Origin of the sequence: Caulobacter flavus (assembly GCF_003722335.1) — a bacterium.
Taxonomy (GTDB): Bacteria; Pseudomonadota; Alphaproteobacteria; order Caulobacterales; family Caulobacteraceae; genus Caulobacter; species Caulobacter flavus.
Genome location: NZ_CP026100.1, coordinates 359,723 through 376,285 on the forward strand (window position 1 = coordinate 359,723; position 16,563 = coordinate 376,285).

A 16,563-nucleotide genomic window follows, 5' to 3' on the forward strand; every position below is an offset into this window, starting at 1 on the left:
GGATGAAGATCTTCAAGCTCGCGCTGGCCGCCGCCACCGCCTCGGTCGCCCTCGGCGGCGCCGCGATGGCTCAGGAAGTCAGCCTCTCGTACAACGTCGGCATCGCCAGCGACTACGTGTTCCGCGGCGTCAGCCAGACCAACGAAGACCCGCAGGTGTTCGGCGGCGTCGACCTGGGCTACGGCGTCGGCTACGCCGGCGTGTGGGCCTCGAACGTCGACTTCGGCACCGATGACCCGACCGTGGAAGTCGACTTCTACGCCGGCGTGAAGCCGACCGTCGGCGACGTGTCGATGGACTTCGGCGTGCTGTACTACGGCTACTCGAAGGACAAGGGCCTGACCCCGGGCAAGTACAGCTACACCGAGCTGAAGGCCGCCCTGTCGAAGCCGGTCGGCAAGGCCACCATCGGCGGCGCCGTCTACTTCTCGCCGGAATGGCCGGGCGACCTGTCGACCGCCGTCTACTACGAAGCCAACGGCTCGATCCCGCTGAACGACAAGTTCTCGCTGAGCGGCGCCCTGGGCAAGCAGACCATCGAGGACGGCGCCGACTACACGACCTGGAACCTCGGCGTCGCCTACGCCCTGAACGAAAAGCTGTCGCTGGACGTCCGCTACTGGGACACCAGCGAGCATGACTTCGGCAGCATCTACGACTCGCGCGTCGCCGTGTCGCTGAAGGCTTCCTTCTAAGTCAGGACCCTTCGGGATCCACGAACGAGCCGCCCGGGTCCGCCCCGGGCGGCTTTTTCCTTGCCCGAAGGCGCGCCTGTCAGCGCCCGGCCCAGGCCGCCTCGATCTCGGCGGTGTCGGCCAGCAGGGCGAACGACAGACTGAGGCTCTTCAGCGCGCCCTCGTGCAGGTCGGGCTCGTAGGCGGCGCAGGCGTCGGCGGCGACGAAGACGTGGTAGTCGCGGTGGAAGGCGTCGCGCACCGTGCTGTCGACGCAGCATTCGGTGGTCAGGCCGCAGACCACCAGCGTGTCGACGCCCCGCGCGCGCAGCCGCGCGTCCAGGTCGGTGCCGACGAAGGCGCTGTAGCGCGGCTTGTGGATCACCAGTTCGCCCGGCTGGGGCAGCGGGCCATGGAAGTCGGCGCCGCGCGTGCCCTTGCGGCAGATCACCCGTTCGATCTCGGGATCGCCGCCGCGCCGCCGCATGCGCTCGAGCAGGGTCGGCGGATCGCTTTGCGGCGTGGTCTCCAGGCCCACGAACACCACCGGCGCCCCGGCCGCCCGCGCGGCGACGGCCAGGCGCTCGGCCCTGTTCAGGGCCCTGGTCGCCGACGACAGGTCGACGCCGAACCGGCCGATGACGCCGTCGGGCGCGGCGAAGTCGACCTGCATGTCGACGATCACCAGCGCCGTTCGCGACGGGGCGATCCAGGCGGCCAGGCCGTCCTGGGCGAAGATCGGCGCGGCGTTCACAGATAGGCCTCGCGCAGTTCCGGCAGGATCTCGGCGCCGAACATCGCCAGACCGGCCTCGTAGTCGGGGAAGATCAGCATCAGCCCGTCCAGTTCGCAGGTTTCGACCAGGTCGCGGATCTTCGCGCCGCAGGTCGCCGGCGCGCCGATCACGGTGCGGGTCATGAACGCACCCTGCCGCGCGGCCGTTTCGGCCAGGCGCTCGGGCGGCACGCCCCAGTTGGACAACATGGTGGTGACCGCGCCCATGTCCACCCCGTCGCGATAGCGGTCGGCCAGGCCCCGCGCCTCGGCGTCCGTGGCCGCGTGCACGACGGTGCACATGGCGTAGGTGCGGATCGTCTTGCCCAGCTCGGCCGCCCGCGCCCTGGCCCGGCGGCTGGCGTCGCGCAGGGCCGCCTCGTCCTCGCCGCCGATGAAGCAGGCGTCGGCCTCGGCCACGGCGAAGGAAAAGCCACGCTCGGAAACGCCCGCGCAGATCAGGTCCGGGCGCGGCCGCGACAGCGGCTTGGGCTTGGACTGGCAGTCGGTCAGGGTGAAGAAGCGGCCCTCGTGGCTGACGCTGTCCTCGGTCCACAGCCGCTTGACCAGCCTCGTCCACTCCTCGGCCAGGGCGTAGCGGTCGTCGTGATCCAGGGCGTCGTCCCAGGCCCCCATCTGGGCGAACTCGTCGCGATAGGCGCCGGCCACGATGTTGAGCCCCGCCCGGCCGCCGCTGACGTGGTCCAGGGTGGCGATCATCTTCGCCGCCACGGCCGGGTTCTGCAGCAGCGGGTGCAGGGTGGCCCAGATCTTCACGCGGCTGGTGGCCTCGGCCAGGGCGGCCATCAGGGTCACCGACTCCAGCGCCGCGCCCCAGTGGTCGGTATCGCCGCCGAAGCCGCGGAACTTGGCCATCGACATCACGAAGTCGAGGCCGATCTGGTCGGCCAGCACGGCGGCGGCGCGGTTCTGCGGGTAGAGCCCGTCGAGCGGCGGCGTGCTGCTCGAGACGATCCAGCCGCCGTTGGCCACGGGCAGGAAGACGCCGAATTCCTTGCGCCCGCCGTCTCGCCCCATCGTCGCCTCCACGCCCGCTCAACTCCGAGTCGGCGCGACCATAGACCAAAAGGATGACGGTGCGAGGCGCCCGCCCTCAGGGCGTGGCGACGGGCTCCGCCTGCGCCTGCGTCGCGACGGCCTTCGGCTTGGGCGGCCGCATCAGCATGACGGCGACGAACACCACCGCCGTCAGCGCCGCGAACAGCTGGAACGTCGGGGTGAAGCTGCCCAGCCGGTCGCGCATGAAGCCGCCGATGAACGGTCCGGCCGCCGACACCGCGCCCACCAGGCAGACCAGCGAGAACAGCTCGACGTTGTTGCGGCGGCCGAAATAGTTCAGCAGCAGCAGGCTCACCGCCAGCACCGTCAGGCCAAAGCCCAGGCCCACGCCCACGGCGTACAGCGCCTGCAGCGGCAGGGTCGTGGCGTGCGACAGGGCCAGCAGGCCGGCCACCAGCAGCCCTTGGGCCAGCACCAGCAGCCAGCGCGGATCGATGCGGTCGCCCACGGCGCCGCCGGCCATGCGGGCGACGACCTGCATCAGGCCCTCGGCGCTCAGCGCGCCGGCCGCCACCACGCCGGCGACGCCCAGTTCGGTGAGGTGCGCCTGGGTCAGGCTGGCGGCGGTGACCCCGGCCAGCAGGTGGCTGAAATAGGCCGCCACCAGGATGGCGAACTGCGGCGTGCGGACGGCGTCGCGGACGCTCCAGTCGTGGTCGGTGCGATAGACGCGCGGATGGGCCGGCGCGGCCTTGGCGTCGGCGGCGGTCAGGCGGTCCATGGCCCGGCCGGCTTCTTCCAGCCACCTGGGACCGCCGACCACGGCGGCGCACAGCAGGCCCAGGAGGCCGATGACCACCGCCTGCAGCGCCCAGTACATTCGCCACTGGCCGTCGAAGGCGCCCTGGCTGGCCAGCACCAGCAGCGGGCCGGCGACGCCGCCCAGCGCGCCGCTGGTGAAGTAGATCCCGAACGGCAGCGCCCGCTGGCGGAAGATCGCCGACAGCACGTGGGTGCCGGGGATCAGTGCGGCGGCCTGGAAGCCGATGCCCAGCAGGGCCGTGGCCAGGAAGTAGGCCGGCAGGCTCTGCACCCTGGCCAGCAGGGCCAGGCCCGCGGCCATCACCGCCGCGCCCGCCACCAGCGTCGCCCGCACGCCCCAGCGGCGGATCAGAAGGGTCGGCAGCCAGGACGAGGCGCCGGTGGCCACGCCCATGACGGTGAAGCCCAGGAAGGCGTTCTGCCAGCTCCAGCCCAGTTCCGGGACCATGGCCGGGATCATCACGCCCAGCGACGAATAGGTCGCCGCCGTGATCAGGAACAGCAGCAGGGAAAAGGCGCCCAGCAGCAGCCATGGGCGGTGCTGGATCTGGTGGTTCGTCATCAGAAGCGCCTTGCGAGGGTGATCCGCCACTCGCGCCCCTTGCCAGGCAAGGCGGCGAGGTTGGCATAGGTGTCGGCGACGGGCGTGAAGTAGAGCTCGTCCAGCAGGTTATCGACGTTGAGCGTCGCGGTGTAGGGGCCCTGCTCGTAGGCCAGCGAGCCGTTGACGACGGCGTAGGCCGGATAAACCACCGCGCCGGGAACCGTGCCCGAGGTCTTGGTCACGTGGGTCACGCCCAGGGTCCCGTAGAGCTTGCCCCAGTCGTGGGCGTCTGACGCATAGGCGCCGTACAGGCTGACCACCGATTTCGGGATCAGTGTGTAGTCGTAGTCGCCCGGCCGGATGCTGGCGAAGCTCCACACCACGTACGAACCGCCATAGCCCTGCGCGCCCGGCACGCCGGCCGTATAGGTCGGCACGTACTGGAACGAGGTGTCGGGCCCCTTCACCGTGGTGTGCTGGGTGTTGCCCGAGAAGGTGAAGCTGAAGTGCTCGCTGGCCAGCCAGCGGACCTCCAGCTCGACGCCCTTCGAGCGCGTGCCGGCCGGATCGCCGTTGATGCCCATCAGCTGGGTGCGGTTCTGGCGGTAGCCGGCCAGCGAGCCGATCAGCGCGCCCTTCAGCCACTGGAACTTAACCCCGGCCTCGGCCAGGTCGCTGTCCGACAGCCAGGCGTCGCCGGCGTCGGCCACCAGGCCGGGAACGACGTCGCCGGCCTGGCTCATCTCCAGCGCGCTGGCCTTGGCGTAGGAGACGTAGGGCATCAGGCCCCACGGCGCCTTGTAGGTGACGCTGGCGGTATAGGTCCCCTTGCCCTTGGCGTCGCTCTGCACGCCCGGCGTCGTGAAGCTCAGCGAGCCAGTGTCTTCCGAGGTGACGTCGTAGTCGTCGTAGCGGCCGCCCAGCATCAGGTTCAGCTTCTCGCCGACCTTGATGTCGGTGGTGAAGAAGATCCCGGCCTGGCTCCACTTGGTGTGGTTGTCGTTCTCCCAGGTCATCGACGGGTCGGTGAACGGGCTGCCGATCAGGTCGGCAGCGGTCTGGCCCACCGACAGGTCGCGGCGGTCCAGCGCGATCAGGCCGCTATTGTAGCTCTCGCGCCGGCGGCCCTTGAAGCCGCGATACGAGGCGCCGACGAACGAGCGGGCGACCACCGCGTCGTCGAGGAAGCGGTTGGCGAATTCGTAGGTCAGGCGCGCTTCCCACACCGTGCTGTCGAACCGCGCGGGATAGCCGTAGGAGACGAAGCGCTTGTTCGAAAGGTCGTCGTAGAACAGCTGCAGCTTCACCGCGCTGTCGGGCGACAGCTTCCTGGCGATGTCGAAATGGAGGGTGTTGGTCGCGGTCTTCGAGAAGTCCGAGCCCGAGACGTAGACCGTGCGCGGCGACAGCTTGGTCGTCCCCACGCCCACATCCAGGGTGTGGGCCGCGTCGGTCGCCGGGAAGCCGTAATAGGGCAGGTACAGCGCCCCGCCGATTTCGCTGGGCGTCAGGCGGCCATTGCCGTCGGCGTCGACCAGGCTCGTATCCCGGCCGGTGACATAGCTTCCGTTGTCGATCAGGTCCTGGGTCAGGCGGTTCCAGCCGGCGGTCTGCACGTCGCCCTTCGAGCGATAGACCATGCCGCCCAGCGCCGTGCTCCAGCCGTCGCCCAGGTCGAAGTCAGACGAGACCTGCAGGGTCTGGCGGCGCGGATAGATGCCCCGGTAGTAGCTGTGGCTGTCCTCGATCTCGCCGTAGACATGGACCCCGCCGACGACGTTCCCGAAATTGGCGGGCAGGCCGATCTGGGCGGTGGCGTTCTTGCGGTTGTAGCTGCCGAACGTGGCGGTCAGCTCGCCCTCCGGCGAGGTCAGATAGCCGCCCTCGCCCTTCCCGGACTTGGGAATGAAGTTCAGCATGCCGCCGACCTTGCCCGAACCGTAGATCGGGGTCGGCGGACCGCGCACGATCTGGATCTGGTCGGCCGCCCCGATCGGCGTCGAATAGGTCCCCCGGTTCTCGATGCGCTTGAAGCCGCGGAAGTAATTCTCGGCCAGCGTCCCCCGGACGTTGAGCGCCCCGGGCACCCCGTAGAAGCTGGCGGTGTAGGTCCCCGGCGACACGGCGGTGAGGCCGTCGATGGTCTCGATGCCATAGCGCTGCAGCGTCAGATCCGAGACGAAGCTGGCCGAGCGCGGCGTCTCGATCAGCGGCTTGTCGAGGCCGAAGACGGTGTCGTTGGGCTGCTTTTCCAGCAGGCCGGCGTTGCGGTCGCGGGCAACAACGACCACCGCGTCGACCTCGGCCAGCTGATCCTCGGCGCGCGCGGCCGAGACGGCGGCGAGGCCGGCGAAGGCCGTGGCGGCGAGCAGGACGAGGCGGCGGGACATGCGAGCGGGCTCCGGAGAGCGGGACCATGGCCCCGCCTCGCCGCACCAAATGGGGATCGCTTGACGTTCGTCAAAATCTCTTCTGACATTTTAGAGCGAATTGCCAAGCGCCTGTGTCAGGAAAGCCTCACAGTTGGCGGGATGTTCCACATCCTGTCTCCGGCGAGCCACAGAGGCCCGTCAGGCGGCCAGCCTCTTGGCCTCGATGCGGCGCGAGCCAGCCTGCACCCGCAGTTCGTAGTGGTCGCCCTGCGTCACGTCTTGGACGTTGCGGGGGCGATGGGCGACGACGTTGGCTCCGCCCAGGCGCCGCAGGCTGTCGAACAGGATTCCCGCTCCGCCCGCCGCCCGCACGCCCTCGCCCAGCACCTGGCCGGCCGCGTAGTCGTCGCTGGCATAGACCTCGGGCCGCGCTGCCTGCTGGCCCCGGATGTCGAGATAGTCACCCTCGAGCCGGGCGGTGTAGACGCGATACTGGCGGCTCAGCGTGGCGACGCCCGTCGCGACTGCCTCGCGGCGCAGGTGGTGGGCGACCTCGGCCACCGCCGTCGCCAGGTGTTCGGCCGCGTACCAGGCGCCGAGGTCGGGGCCGTTGAAGCGCATGCCGCCCGGCGCCACGTGCAGGAACGAGGCCATGACGATGCTGGCGTTGGGCCGGCCATAGACCCGTTCCTCGGCCGGCAGCCGGGCGATGCGCTCGGCGACCAGACGGTCGTTGGTCCAGCCGGCCAGGTCCATCACCGCGTCGAGGTCGGCGGCCGTCGCCACGGTGTCGAACAGGCCGATCGGCGGAAACCGCGACGGGATCAGCCGCCAGGCCGGACGCGGCGCGGGGGCGTGGGCCTCGCCGCTCACGAGAAGACGATCTCGCCGTCCTCGTAGGGACGGAAATCGCGGTCGAGGTCGCCCGGCGGCATGTAGAGCCCGCCCCGCGCGGCGTCGAGGAAGCGACGCACGCTGATCAGGCCGTCCTGGGTTCCGCAGGTCAGCAGGTCGATCGGCGGGCGGCCGCCGAACAGCGGCGCGGCGTGCGGGTTGCGCAGCCAGGCGACGCCCTCGCGTTCGCTGGCGTGCAGCACGCCCAGCGCCTGGTGCACGCCCAGCACCGCCGAGATCCGCGTCAGCATGTCGAGGTCGAGGGTGACGTCGCGATGCTCCCGCACCGCCTTGATCCAGTTATAGTAGGTCGAACGCGACGGCAGGCCCAGCACCAGCAGGCGCTCGTCTTCCGTCAGGCCCCACAGGTCGGCGATCGACAGGAAGGTGCGCAAGGCGGGCCCGCTCAGCCGGCGGCGATTGGCGGCCGAGAACCGCGACAGGTCCAGCACGCCCGGACCGGCGGCGACTTCGACGGGTTTGCGCTTGGCGAGCGACATGCGGACCTCCATCCAGATCCACATATAGTCCAAATCTGGACTGGATGGAAGAACGACGCGCCCTAAGCCTCGACCGGCGGCCGCTGCACGGCCTCGGGCGTGACGCTGAGCACTCGCATCATTGCCGCCCTGGAGGCCTCGACGTCGCCGCTGGCGATGACGTCGGCGACCTCGCGGTGCTGCTCGATGTCGGCCATCAGTTCGGCCTCGGTGGCGCCGCCGAACGAGAACACCCAGAAGCGGGCGGCCTTGTGCTGCAGCGGGATCAGGATGCGGGCCAGGGCCAGGTTGCCGGAAGCCCGGGCGACGGCGGCGTGGAAACGCTGGTCCATGGCCACCAGGGCCGGCAGGTCGCGGGCCTTGGCGGCGGCCTCGGCGTCGTCGAACACCGCCTTGATGGCGGCGATGTCGGCCTTGGAGGCGTGGCGGGCGGCCAGGCCCGCGCAGTGCGGCTCGATCAGGGCCCGGGCCTCGTAGCCCTGGCGCAGGTCGACCAGATCCAGCGGCGCCACCGTGGTGCCCGAACGGGCGCGGCGGATCACCAGACCCTCCAGCGCCAGGCGTCCCAGGGCGTCGCGCACCCCGGCCAGGCCCGCGTCGTAGCGCGCCGCCAGCGACTGCTCGTCAAGCCGCGCGCCGGGCGGCAGCTCGCCCAGGATCAGGTCCAGCAGGATCTTCTCGTAGACCTTGGCCTTCTGCAGGTCGGGCGACCAGTCCTCCAGCCCCGACGACGAGCAGACGTCCAGCACCAGCATCCGCGAGCGTCCGCCGCCGACGTCGTCAGGGGCCCGCAAGGGCGAAGGCTGGCGCACGAAACCGCTCCGAAGGTTGTCCTCGGACTGATAGGTAAGCTGAAATGTCAGTTTCGCCTAGTGCCCGCGATCCCCTAAGGGACCGCGCCTCAGGCGCCCTGCATCGGCGGCTGGAACAGGCCGGCAGGCGAGGCCGTGAAGATCTCGCAGCCGTCTTCGGTCACGCCGATCGAGTGCTCGCACTGGGCCGACAGCGACTTGTCGCGGGTCACGGCCGTCCAGCCGTCGCCCAGCACCTTCACCGCCGGCTTGCCCAGGTTCACCATCGGCTCGACGGTGAAGAACATGCCCGCCTTCAGCACCGCGCCCTGACCGGGACGGCCGAAGTGCAGGATGTTGGGCGAGTCGTGGAACACCTTGCCCAGGCCGTGGCCGCAGAAGTCGCGCACGACGCTGCAGCGCTGGGCCTCGACGTAGCTCTGGATGGCGTGGCCGATGTCGCCCAGGGTCGCGCCCGGCTTCACGGCGGCCAGGCCCCGGGCCAGGCTTTCGTAGGTGATGTCGACCAGCCGACGGGCGCGCGGGCCCACCTCGCCGACGCCGTACATCCGCGAGGTGTCGCCGTGCCAGCCGTCGACGATGACGGTGACGTCGATATTGGCGATGTCGCCCTCGCGCAGCGTCCAGTCGCCCGGGATGCCGTGGCAGACCACGTGGTTGCGCGAGATGCACACCGTCTTGGGATAGCCGCGATAGAACAGGCAGGCCGGCAGGGCGCCGTGGTCGAGGATGAACTCGCGGGCCAGGGCGTCCAGGTGATCGGTCGACACGCCCGGCACGACGTGCGGGATCAGCATGTCCAGGCACTCGGCGGCCAGACGGCCGGCCTTGCGCATGCCCTCGAAGTCTTCGGGCTTGTGGATCTTGATCTGGCCCGTGCGGGTCTCGGTCTCGATCTCGAAGGCGTCGTCGAGGGTCATGGCGGTTCAATCTCAAACTAGCGCAAACTGCGCGGGGCGCGGCCCCGAGGGCGCGCCGGAACACAGATGCCGGTCGGGCTTATGTCGCGACCATAGCATGAAATTTCAACCGGCGTCGCGAGGGTTGGCCACTTGCTTGGCGCCGCACAGAGGCAAGGCCGATTAGCACACGGTTCAAGCATGACCGTAGCGCGCGATACTCTGTTCCACCGACTCCTCACGACCTCTATGATAATTAAGGCGGGCGGCCTTAACGCCATAACCCTGGACTAGCGGGAATCACCTGGGGGAGGTCGTCTCCATCGCCATAGACGCCGCTAAGGACGCTGGTGACAGCCTCGCCCGCCAACGCTACCTGCGAGCGGTCGTCCAGACCTATGCGGATGAGCATTGGCCGGGGACGACGATTCGCTGATCGAGTGACTATGGCAGATTTCATTCAAGTGCTGGGCGGCGGGATCACCGGTGCGCTCCTGACCCAGGGCCTCATCTTCCTGAAGGAGAAAGCGTCCGAGCGCGGTGACGCCAAAATCACCGCAGCGTTTTTCGCCGCTGAACTCGAAGCCTTCGCCTTTGCATGTGCGGATCGTCATCAGCAGTCTGCGCAATGGGAGCACAGCAACGGGGAGCATGGTCAGCCATGGCGCACCGTTCCTGACCTGGCGCCGATGGAAAAGACAAACTGGCGGCACATCGGTATCGACGACACGCAACGCATCATCCAACTGCGATCGGCGATTTCCGGCCGCAATGCGGAGTTGGAAGCCATCTTCGAGTTCATAGACGGCGAAGAAGCCGTAAAGATGGGCTCAGATAGCTGCGCGGAATATGGCCACCGGGCAATGACCATCACGTCTCACCTTTACAGACGATTCAAGCTCAAGCTGCCAGCCACCAATGGTGACTGGAACGTTCGCGAGTATCTGGAACGAGAGTGGAAGGCGGTAAAGGCGGCCCGCTTGAAGGAGGAAGCCCGGCAACGCGAGTTCGAAGCCAGCGTCGTCACCGCTGCTAACGAGACTCCTAGATGACGAGTGCGCAGCCTCACCTACTTCGCCCCCCCGGCCCGAACAACACCATCAAGGTGATCGACGACCGTCCCGACTGACCGCCCACGCCATCAAGCCGCTAACAGTCAACACTTTGTCGAGCGATCCGCCGCCAATTAACTGGTGTGACATGAGGGTTGTGACGGAGTGCTAACCGTCACCATGAACGCTGCTCCGGTCAGCCAGATTGGACGCGCTTCCGGCTTCGGCAACCTCGGACTCAGAACGGTATTTCGTCGTCTAGGTCCGCGCTGAAACGTTCGCGCACGAGCTTGGGGCGAGGCCGCCGAGGCGGAAGTAGAATTTGAGGCGGCTCATTGGAAGGCAGGCGCCGCTGCTCATCGCTGGCGGCTTTCGCTTCAGCGATTGTCGTCCACATCGTGGTGACGACCTTCTGAACGGACGGACTGTCTATGAACTGCACCACGTTCGCCCCGATGGACATCGCCCCTACGAGGATGGTGGTCAGCTTCCAGATCGGAACGCGGTTGCTGTCCAACGCCTCCAAGAATTCTCGGAGCTTGGCGTGGAGGGCAACCTTCTTTGCTTCGGTCAGCCCATCGTTGTTATCGATGGCAGTCTGAAGGGCCGCGACGTGCGAGCGCAGCCTGTCCTTCAGAGTGTCTGGGATTGTGACACTGTCCCGACGGTCACGTATCGCGTTGCCATGGACTAGTTGCGTCATGAAATGCGCAAGATCCGTCTCGAACCGCCTGATATCAGTATGGTCGTAGCCCTCTGGATCGGGCACTTCCATGTCCTGAAATGGATCTACCTTGTACGCCTTGGCAACGCCGATGACATAGTTGTGGAAGTTGAACTTGTCGTCTTGGATCATCCGCCAAGTGTCATTCTCGTCAGGATAACTGCGGATACTTTCCTTCAGCCGCCTTTGAGCGATGCCGACGAAATAAGCGAAAGCGGCCGTAGGGTCTTCCGGGGCTTGAGCCAAGTCATCGGCCGACACGAACTCGTATACGTCCATCAGATGCTTCCCTTTCCACCGGAAAGGTAGTGCGCTTCGTTGGCGCTCGCCACTGAAAGCGCTGCTTAGGCGACGAACGCCTCATGCGGACTACGGATACGACGGCTGATCCTGATCTCCCGCGTGCTCATGGCGCAGGCCCAGACCATGATCTCCACGCCGGCGTCGGCGGCGCGGTCGAGGCCGGCGGCGAAGGCCGGGTCCAGCTCCCGGCAGGCCTGGAAGTCCTCGCAGTCCTCGCGCTGCACCACGAACAGGGCCACGGCCCGGTGGCCCTCGCGGACCTGGGCGGCAAGGTCCTCCAGGTGGCGGGTCGAGCGGGCGGCTTTGCAGTCGGGGAACTCGGCCAGGCCCGGCGAGCGCGACAGGTGGACGTTCTTGACCTCCAGCCAGCACGGCGGCCGGTCGGGATCGGTCAGCAGGAAGTCGACGCGGCTGGCGGCGGCGTACTTCACCTCGGGCCGGATCGAGGCGTAGCCGACGAGTTCGGGGATCACTCCGCCGACCAGGGCCTCGGCGACCAGCTTGTTGGGCAGGAGGGTGTTGATCCCCACCAAGCCCGTTCCGTCGGGGCCGGCGGCCTCGACCAGCTGCAGCGTCCAGGCCAGCTTGCGCTTGGGATCGTCGGAGTAGGACACCCACGCCCCCTGCCCCGGCAGGTTCACGCCGAGCATGGCGCCGGAGTTTGGGCAGTGGGCGGTGATCTCGCGGCCGTCGTCCAGCACCAGGTCGCAGAAGAACCGCTTATAGCGCTGGACGATGCGACCGCGGGTCAGCGGTTGCGGAAGAAGCACGGCGCCGAGGGCGTCAGTTTGTCGAACCGCCGTCGGGCGCGTCGGTGCTGTTGGGCGCGCGGCCGTCGAACAGGGTGCGGGCGGCCTCCTTGTCGAGATCGCGCTGGGCGGCCGTGGTGCAGACCCTGACCGGGCGGTTGCTGCCGACGACACGCTCGCGACGGCAGACGACGCCGTCCTTCTTCTTCTCGGCCTTCTTGTCGACGGCGGCGGCGGCCGGCGCGGCGGCGTCGGCGGGCGCGGCGGTCTGAGCGGCGGCCGAACCGGCCACGGCGATGGAGATCAGGGCGGAAACGACGAGGGCGCGCATCACGGCTCAATGGCTAAGCTGAAGGATGCAGCGATAAGCTGTCAGGCCGCGCGAGGTGTCAACCGACGGTGCATCGCGGGCGCCCGATCACCTCGCGCGATGCAGGAGAGCGTTGCCGCCCGCCCGGGCTGGCCTTAAGTCCTAGCGGCAGCAAAGGGAGCGACGCGTATGACGGCCAGCAAGGATCGGGTGACGGCGGCGGTGCTGATCATCGGCGACGAGATCCTGTCGGGCCGCACCCAGGACGTGAACCTCAACGCCATCGCCAGGTACCTGGCGACCTACGGCGTCGACCTGGCCGAGGCCCGCGTGGTGCCCGACGTCGAGCAGGAGATCGTCGACGCGGTCAACGCGCTGCGGACCAGGTACGACTACGTCGTCACCACCGGCGGCATCGGCCCCACCCACGACGACATCACCGCCGATTCGGTGGCCAAGGCCTTCGGCGTGACGGCGCCCGAGCACCCCGAGATCATGGCCATGCTGCGCGAGCGCTGGGGCGAGCCCAACGCCGCCCGCCGCCGCATGGCCCACGTGCCCGAGGGCGGCAGCCTGGTGAAGAACCCGGTGCAGGGTCCGCCCGGCTTCCAGAAGGAGAACGTGTTCGTGCTGGCCGGGGTGCCGGCGATCATGCGCGGCATGCTCGACGACGTCGGCCCGCGCCTGCGCACCGGCGCGGTCGTGGTCGCGACCACCGTCCGGGTCACCGGCACCGGCGAGGGCACGATCGCCGCGCCGCTGGAAGCGGTGGCCAAGGCCCACCCGGACCTGTCTATCGGCAGCTATCCGTTCTTCGCCCCGCCCGACGTCTACGGCGCGAGCCTGGTGATCCGTGGCCGCGATCCGGCGCAGGTCGAGGCCGCCGCCGTCGAGCTGGAAAAGGCCCTGGCCGAGCTGGGCGTCGAGAACGTCTCGCGGCTGGAGGCGTAGGGCGCCCCTAGTCCTCTTCCGCCGCCAGCAGCGACTGGGCCAGGCCCAGCAGCGCCCGCTGGGTCTTGGGGCCGGCGTTGGCGTAGGCGTGAAGCAGGTCCAGCGCGCCCGGCAGGGTCAGCGCCGCCAGCATGGCCGAATCCTCGCCCGACGGCGCGTCCTCGCCCACCAGGGCCGCGACCGAGGTGTCCAGCCGGCCGGCGATGCGCACCAGCATCGAGGCCGACACCCGGTTCTCGCCCCGCTCGTACTTCTGGATCTGCTGGAAGGTCAGGCCCAGCGCCGCGGCCAGGTCGTCCTGGCTGACCTTCAGATAACGACGACGAATACGGATGCGGGTTCCGACCGCGAGGTCGATAGGATCCGGGCCGGTTGTCGTCATCGAAATTATCCGAAGCTCACAGAACTCGGCTATCTATCGACGTAGCCGTCACCGGCCGCAACGCACCTCCCTCTTAGATCGAGTAGTTTCCTTCCGCTCGCCCTCATGCCCGACACGCCCAACATCGCCGCCGGCCTCGAACTCTTGACCAAGCGCGAACGCGAAGCCCTTCGGCTGGTCAGCGAGCACCGGCTTTCCAAGGAGATCGGCCCGCTGATGGGGGTTTCCAAGTCGCGCGCCGACGCCCTGGTGGAAAGCGCCTGCCGCAAGCTGGGCGTCAACGGCCGACGCGCCGCCGCCCGGGTTCTGAGCGAGCACGAGCGCGTCGCCGCGGGCGTGGCCAGCGCTGTGGGATTCGCCGCCGGCGACTATGGGATTCGATCCCACCCCGACCCAATCGGACTGGCGGCCGTCCCGCCGTCGCCGCCACCGTCGGCCTCGCAATCAACCGAGGCCTTCGACACCAGTGAAAGAGTTTCCCGACAACGCCATCCCGACGTCGGCCGGCCCGACCAGCCTGCAGGAGCACCGACTGGGCCTGCTGGTCTGGAAGGCCCGTCAGATCCGCCAGGCGGTGACCGCCTTCGAGCAGAGCTGGCCGCCCCTGCCACCGGAACCGGCCGTCCCGACCTTCGGCTGGTCCCAGCTGCAGCGCCAGCTGACCGACCTGGCCCCGCCGGAACTGCAGCCGCTGGTGGCCGACCTGGTCTCGGCGATCCGCAAGGAATCGGCGGCCAAGCCGGCCGAGATGGTGCTGAGGGAGATCCTGACCATCACCGCCACGGTGCTGGACGATGGCTTCCGCGAGAAATACGCGGAGGATCCGACCATGCTCTGACCCCCGCCTTCCGCCTCCTGGCCGTCCTGGCCATCGCGCTCGGCTTCGCCATGCTGATCGGCGGGCTGCTCAGCGCCCGCCAGGTGGTCGAGCTCTTCCAGAACCTGCGCCACGGCTGAGGCCGCCCTCCCCCAGGAGGCGCCCGCCGGCGCCTTCGATCATCGTCCGGACCGCGCCTGCCGGAGCGCCGGACCTCCGAGGGGACACCGCTTCATGAACCGCCGCATCGTCGCCGAGCACCTCGCCACCCGCCTGTTCACCGCCGAGGAGGCGGTAGACAACACCCTGGCCGCCATGGGCGAGTTGATCGCCGCCATGCCCCGGGCCCGCCTGCAGGCCAGGGTAGCCGCCGGGGTCGGCCAGCAGGCCGTCGACCACGTGATGGAGGCCGCCTCCGGCCTGGCCGACGTCCGCCGCTCTCTGATCGCCGCCCACGGCGCCCTGGCCGACGCCAAGGACCAGATCGGTCTGCGCCGCGTCACCCTGGTCGGCGGCGGCGACAAGGGCGAGGACGCCGACCCCACCCGCACCGGCTTCCTGGAGGTGGTGAAGTCGGCCTGAGCCTGACCTTGGTCGACTAGCCGACACCTCTTCCGACCGTCGCGATTCGTGGCGACAATGGCCCCCGGACACTGTTCGGGGGCCTCATGTTCAGCATCCTGCCGACCCAGCTCGGCGCCGGCGCGATGTTCGTGGTCTGCGGCGTGGCGCTGTGGATGGGCGGCCGGCTCGAGCGCATGCTGGCGATCGCCACGATGCTGGCCTGGGTCGGCTCGGCCCTGGCCGAGATCGAGGACCACAGCATCACCCAGTGGGGCATCTTCGCCGTCGATCTGGTCTATCTCAGCGTGCTGGTCGGCCTGACCCTGTTCGATCGCCGGATCTGGCTGCTGTTCATGACCGCCTTCCAGCTACTGATCGTGCTGACCCACGTCGCCTTCGCGCTGGACCGCTCGCTGCGGCAGTGGGGCTTCTTCTCGGCCTACTACCTGTGGAGCTACGCCGAGCTCGTGGCGTTCGCGGCCGGGCTCGCGATGCTGGCTTGGCGACGGCGGAGAGTCCGCAGGCGCTGAGCGCCTCTGGTGCGGGCAGCCGGGGTCGAACCGGCATAGCCTTGCGGCTGGCGGATTTTAAGTCCGGTGTTGGTGTTGATTTTAAAGGGGAATTTCGGTCTTTGTGCTAACCGTTGTGCTAACCACGAGCGCGGGGCGAGTATCCGCTCCTTGCCTGTGGTTGTCGAGCAAGGTCCTCACTGGATCGAGGGCAGAGGGCCTCGCACTTCAGTAGCGCGCTTGTACATGAGCGCCCCGAGTTGCAGGGCCATCTCCTGATCAGGCCCAGATTCGCTTCTGGCGAGGAAGACCGTTGCAAGCGCCTCCCACTGGTCAGGATTGCTCGGGTCGATTTCAACGTCGCCAATCTCTAGGACGAGCGTCTCCAATTCCAGTCGATCCGGGCCAGGGATCTGGGCCACGACGGCCTCCCACCAAGTCAGGTTATCGAGTTCGTGTTTCACGGTTCGGCTCCAGGCTCTCGATGAAGTCGACAACTCGGGAGAGCCTCAGGAGCGCAGCAGCAAGCCGGGCTTCGACTTCCGCTGTCGTGAGGTCTAGGTGTCGACCGATCTGAAGGTAGTCCCACGCTTCAATGGCGTTCAGTACGAAAACGTCCCTTTCCGCCGCTGGCATCCGGAGTATGGCGTATTCGAAGATGCTGGCCTTGTCCGTGCGATCAAAGCAGCCTCCCAGCCAGAGGCTGGGATAGTGCAGCCGCCATTGCTGATCCGGCCTAAAGAGCCACATCTACACGGGTGTCCAGCACAAGCCGACGCTGTCGACGGGCCTGACGGACTAGATCCCGACCGATCTTGTGTTCTACGTCGCGCAAGTTCTCCTCGACCGTGGAGCAGGCCTCTTCCCGCAAAGGCCCCGCTAGAGGCAAGC

General features: G+C 68.3%; 20 protein-coding genes, 1 tRNA gene and 1 pseudogene. 7 read left to right on the forward strand and 15 right to left on the reverse strand.

Annotation, left to right across the window (positions count from 1 at the left end; all coding sequences use genetic code 11):
* The first annotated feature begins 2 nt into the window (after positions 1 to 2).
* Positions 3 to 695, forward strand: coding sequence for a TorF family putative porin (locus C1707_RS01760; RefSeq protein ID WP_101711807.1), 693 nt, complete (start codon positions 3 to 5; stop codon positions 693 to 695).
* Positions 696 to 774: 79 nt separating this feature from the next.
* Here the strand turns inward: C1707_RS01760 and C1707_RS01765 are convergent, their stop codons facing one another.
* The 8 genes from C1707_RS01765 to map all read right to left on the reverse strand — a co-directional run bounded on the left by C1707_RS01765 (position 775) and on the right by map (position 9,332).
* On the reverse strand, positions 775 to 1,428 hold the full coding sequence (locus C1707_RS01765; protein ID WP_276310650.1) for a cysteine hydrolase family protein: 654 nt from the start codon (positions 1,426 to 1,428) through the stop codon (positions 775 to 777).
* Positions 1,425 to 2,486, reverse strand: a complete 1,062-nt coding sequence (locus C1707_RS01770) for an LLM class flavin-dependent oxidoreductase (RefSeq protein WP_101711806.1) — start codon at positions 2,484 to 2,486, stop codon at positions 1,425 to 1,427. Before C1707_RS01770 ends, C1707_RS01765 begins: the two co-directional genes overlap by 4 nt.
* 76 nt (positions 2,487 to 2,562) lie before the next feature.
* Positions 2,563 to 3,852: an MFS transporter gene (locus C1707_RS01775; protein ID WP_101711805.1), complete on the reverse strand. Its 1,290-nt coding sequence runs from the start codon at positions 3,850 to 3,852 to the stop codon at positions 2,563 to 2,565.
* Positions 3,852 to 6,224 (reverse strand): TonB-dependent siderophore receptor, encoded by a 2,373-nt coding sequence (locus C1707_RS01780; protein WP_101711804.1) that lies wholly within the window; start codon positions 6,222 to 6,224, stop codon positions 3,852 to 3,854. The genes C1707_RS01775 and C1707_RS01780 overlap by 1 nt, the downstream gene beginning before the upstream one ends.
* Before the next feature lie 180 nt (positions 6,225 to 6,404).
* Positions 6,405 to 7,079: an RES family NAD+ phosphorylase gene (locus C1707_RS01785; RefSeq protein WP_101711803.1), complete on the reverse strand. Its 675-nt coding sequence runs from the start codon at positions 7,077 to 7,079 to the stop codon at positions 6,405 to 6,407.
* On the reverse strand, positions 7,076 to 7,600 hold the full coding sequence (locus C1707_RS01790) for an MbcA/ParS/Xre antitoxin family protein (RefSeq protein WP_205686809.1): 525 nt from the start codon (positions 7,598 to 7,600) through the stop codon (positions 7,076 to 7,078). The genes C1707_RS01785 and C1707_RS01790 overlap by 4 nt, the downstream gene beginning before the upstream one ends.
* Positions 7,601 to 7,662: 62 nt before the next feature.
* Positions 7,663 to 8,355 (reverse strand): GntR family transcriptional regulator, encoded by a 693-nt coding sequence (locus C1707_RS01795; protein WP_101711802.1) that lies wholly within the window; start codon positions 8,353 to 8,355, stop codon positions 7,663 to 7,665.
* A gap of 146 nt (positions 8,356 to 8,501) precedes the next feature.
* Positions 8,502 to 9,332, reverse strand: coding sequence for a type I methionyl aminopeptidase (gene map, locus C1707_RS01800; protein WP_101711801.1), 831 nt, complete (start codon positions 9,330 to 9,332; stop codon positions 8,502 to 8,504).
* 425 nt (positions 9,333 to 9,757) lie between these two features.
* Between map and C1707_RS01805 the strand changes: the two genes are divergently transcribed.
* The gene (locus tag C1707_RS01805; RefSeq protein ID WP_101711800.1) at positions 9,758 to 10,363 is read left to right on the forward strand and encodes a hypothetical protein; all 606 of its coding nucleotides are present in this window, start codon (positions 9,758 to 9,760) and stop codon (positions 10,361 to 10,363) included.
* A 238-nt stretch (positions 10,364 to 10,601) separates the two neighbouring features.
* On the opposite strand, the gene C1707_RS01810 is transcribed toward C1707_RS01805, so the two are convergent.
* The 3 genes from C1707_RS01810 to C1707_RS01820 form a co-directional block, all read right to left on the reverse strand.
* Complete coding sequence (locus tag C1707_RS01810) at positions 10,602 to 11,366, reverse strand: hypothetical protein (protein WP_101711799.1); 765 nt, start codon at positions 11,364 to 11,366, stop codon at positions 10,602 to 10,604.
* A gap of 65 nt (positions 11,367 to 11,431) precedes the next feature.
* Complete coding sequence (gene sfsA / locus C1707_RS01815) at positions 11,432 to 12,160, reverse strand: DNA/RNA nuclease SfsA (RefSeq protein ID WP_101711798.1); 729 nt, start codon at positions 12,158 to 12,160, stop codon at positions 11,432 to 11,434.
* 13 nt (positions 12,161 to 12,173) lie between these two features.
* On the reverse strand, positions 12,174 to 12,470 hold the full coding sequence (locus C1707_RS01820; protein ID WP_101711797.1) for a hypothetical protein: 297 nt from the start codon (positions 12,468 to 12,470) through the stop codon (positions 12,174 to 12,176).
* 168 nt (positions 12,471 to 12,638) lie between these two features.
* Here C1707_RS01820 and C1707_RS01825 point away from each other — a divergent pair, with 168 nt between their 5' ends.
* Positions 12,639 to 13,400, forward strand: coding sequence for a competence/damage-inducible protein A (locus C1707_RS01825; protein WP_101711796.1), 762 nt, complete (start codon positions 12,639 to 12,641; stop codon positions 13,398 to 13,400).
* Between the two features lie 7 nt (positions 13,401 to 13,407).
* On the opposite strand, the gene C1707_RS01830 is transcribed toward C1707_RS01825, so the two are convergent.
* Entirely contained in the window at positions 13,408 to 13,782 is a 375-nt protein-coding gene (locus C1707_RS01830) for a helix-turn-helix domain-containing protein (protein ID WP_101711795.1), read from the reverse strand.
* Positions 13,783 to 13,887: 105 nt separating this feature from the next.
* Here C1707_RS01830 and C1707_RS27090 point away from each other — a divergent pair.
* The 4 genes and pseudogenes from C1707_RS27090 to C1707_RS01850 form a co-directional block, all read left to right on the forward strand.
* A pseudogene (locus C1707_RS27090) lies at positions 13,888 to 14,076 on the forward strand (LuxR C-terminal-related transcriptional regulator); the annotation flags it as partial.
* A 172-nt stretch (positions 14,077 to 14,248) separates the two neighbouring features.
* The gene (locus C1707_RS01840; protein WP_240633845.1) at positions 14,249 to 14,620 is read left to right on the forward strand and encodes a hypothetical protein; all 372 of its coding nucleotides are present in this window, start codon (positions 14,249 to 14,251) and stop codon (positions 14,618 to 14,620) included.
* Positions 14,621 to 14,833: 213 nt separating this feature from the next.
* The gene (locus C1707_RS01845; protein ID WP_101711794.1) at positions 14,834 to 15,181 is read left to right on the forward strand and encodes a hypothetical protein; all 348 of its coding nucleotides are present in this window, start codon (positions 14,834 to 14,836) and stop codon (positions 15,179 to 15,181) included.
* An 86-nt stretch (positions 15,182 to 15,267) separates the two neighbouring features.
* Positions 15,268 to 15,693: a hypothetical protein gene (locus C1707_RS01850; RefSeq protein ID WP_101711793.1), complete on the forward strand. Its 426-nt coding sequence runs from the start codon at positions 15,268 to 15,270 to the stop codon at positions 15,691 to 15,693.
* A gap of 7 nt (positions 15,694 to 15,700) precedes the next feature.
* Here the strand turns inward: C1707_RS01850 and C1707_RS25915 are convergent.
* The 3 genes from C1707_RS25915 to C1707_RS26940 all read right to left on the reverse strand — a co-directional run bounded on the left by C1707_RS25915 (position 15,701) and on the right by C1707_RS26940 (position 16,422).
* Positions 15,701 to 15,825, reverse strand: a tRNA-Leu gene (locus C1707_RS25915).
* 44 nt (positions 15,826 to 15,869) lie between these two features.
* On the reverse strand, positions 15,870 to 16,136 hold the full coding sequence (locus tag C1707_RS01855) for a hypothetical protein (protein WP_145998308.1): 267 nt from the start codon (positions 16,134 to 16,136) through the stop codon (positions 15,870 to 15,872).
* Positions 16,117 to 16,422, reverse strand: a complete 306-nt coding sequence (locus C1707_RS26940; RefSeq protein ID WP_101711791.1) for a sigma factor-like helix-turn-helix DNA-binding protein — start codon at positions 16,420 to 16,422, stop codon at positions 16,117 to 16,119. Before C1707_RS26940 ends, C1707_RS01855 begins: the two co-directional genes overlap by 20 nt.
* Between the last annotated feature and the right edge of the window lie 141 nt (positions 16,423 to 16,563).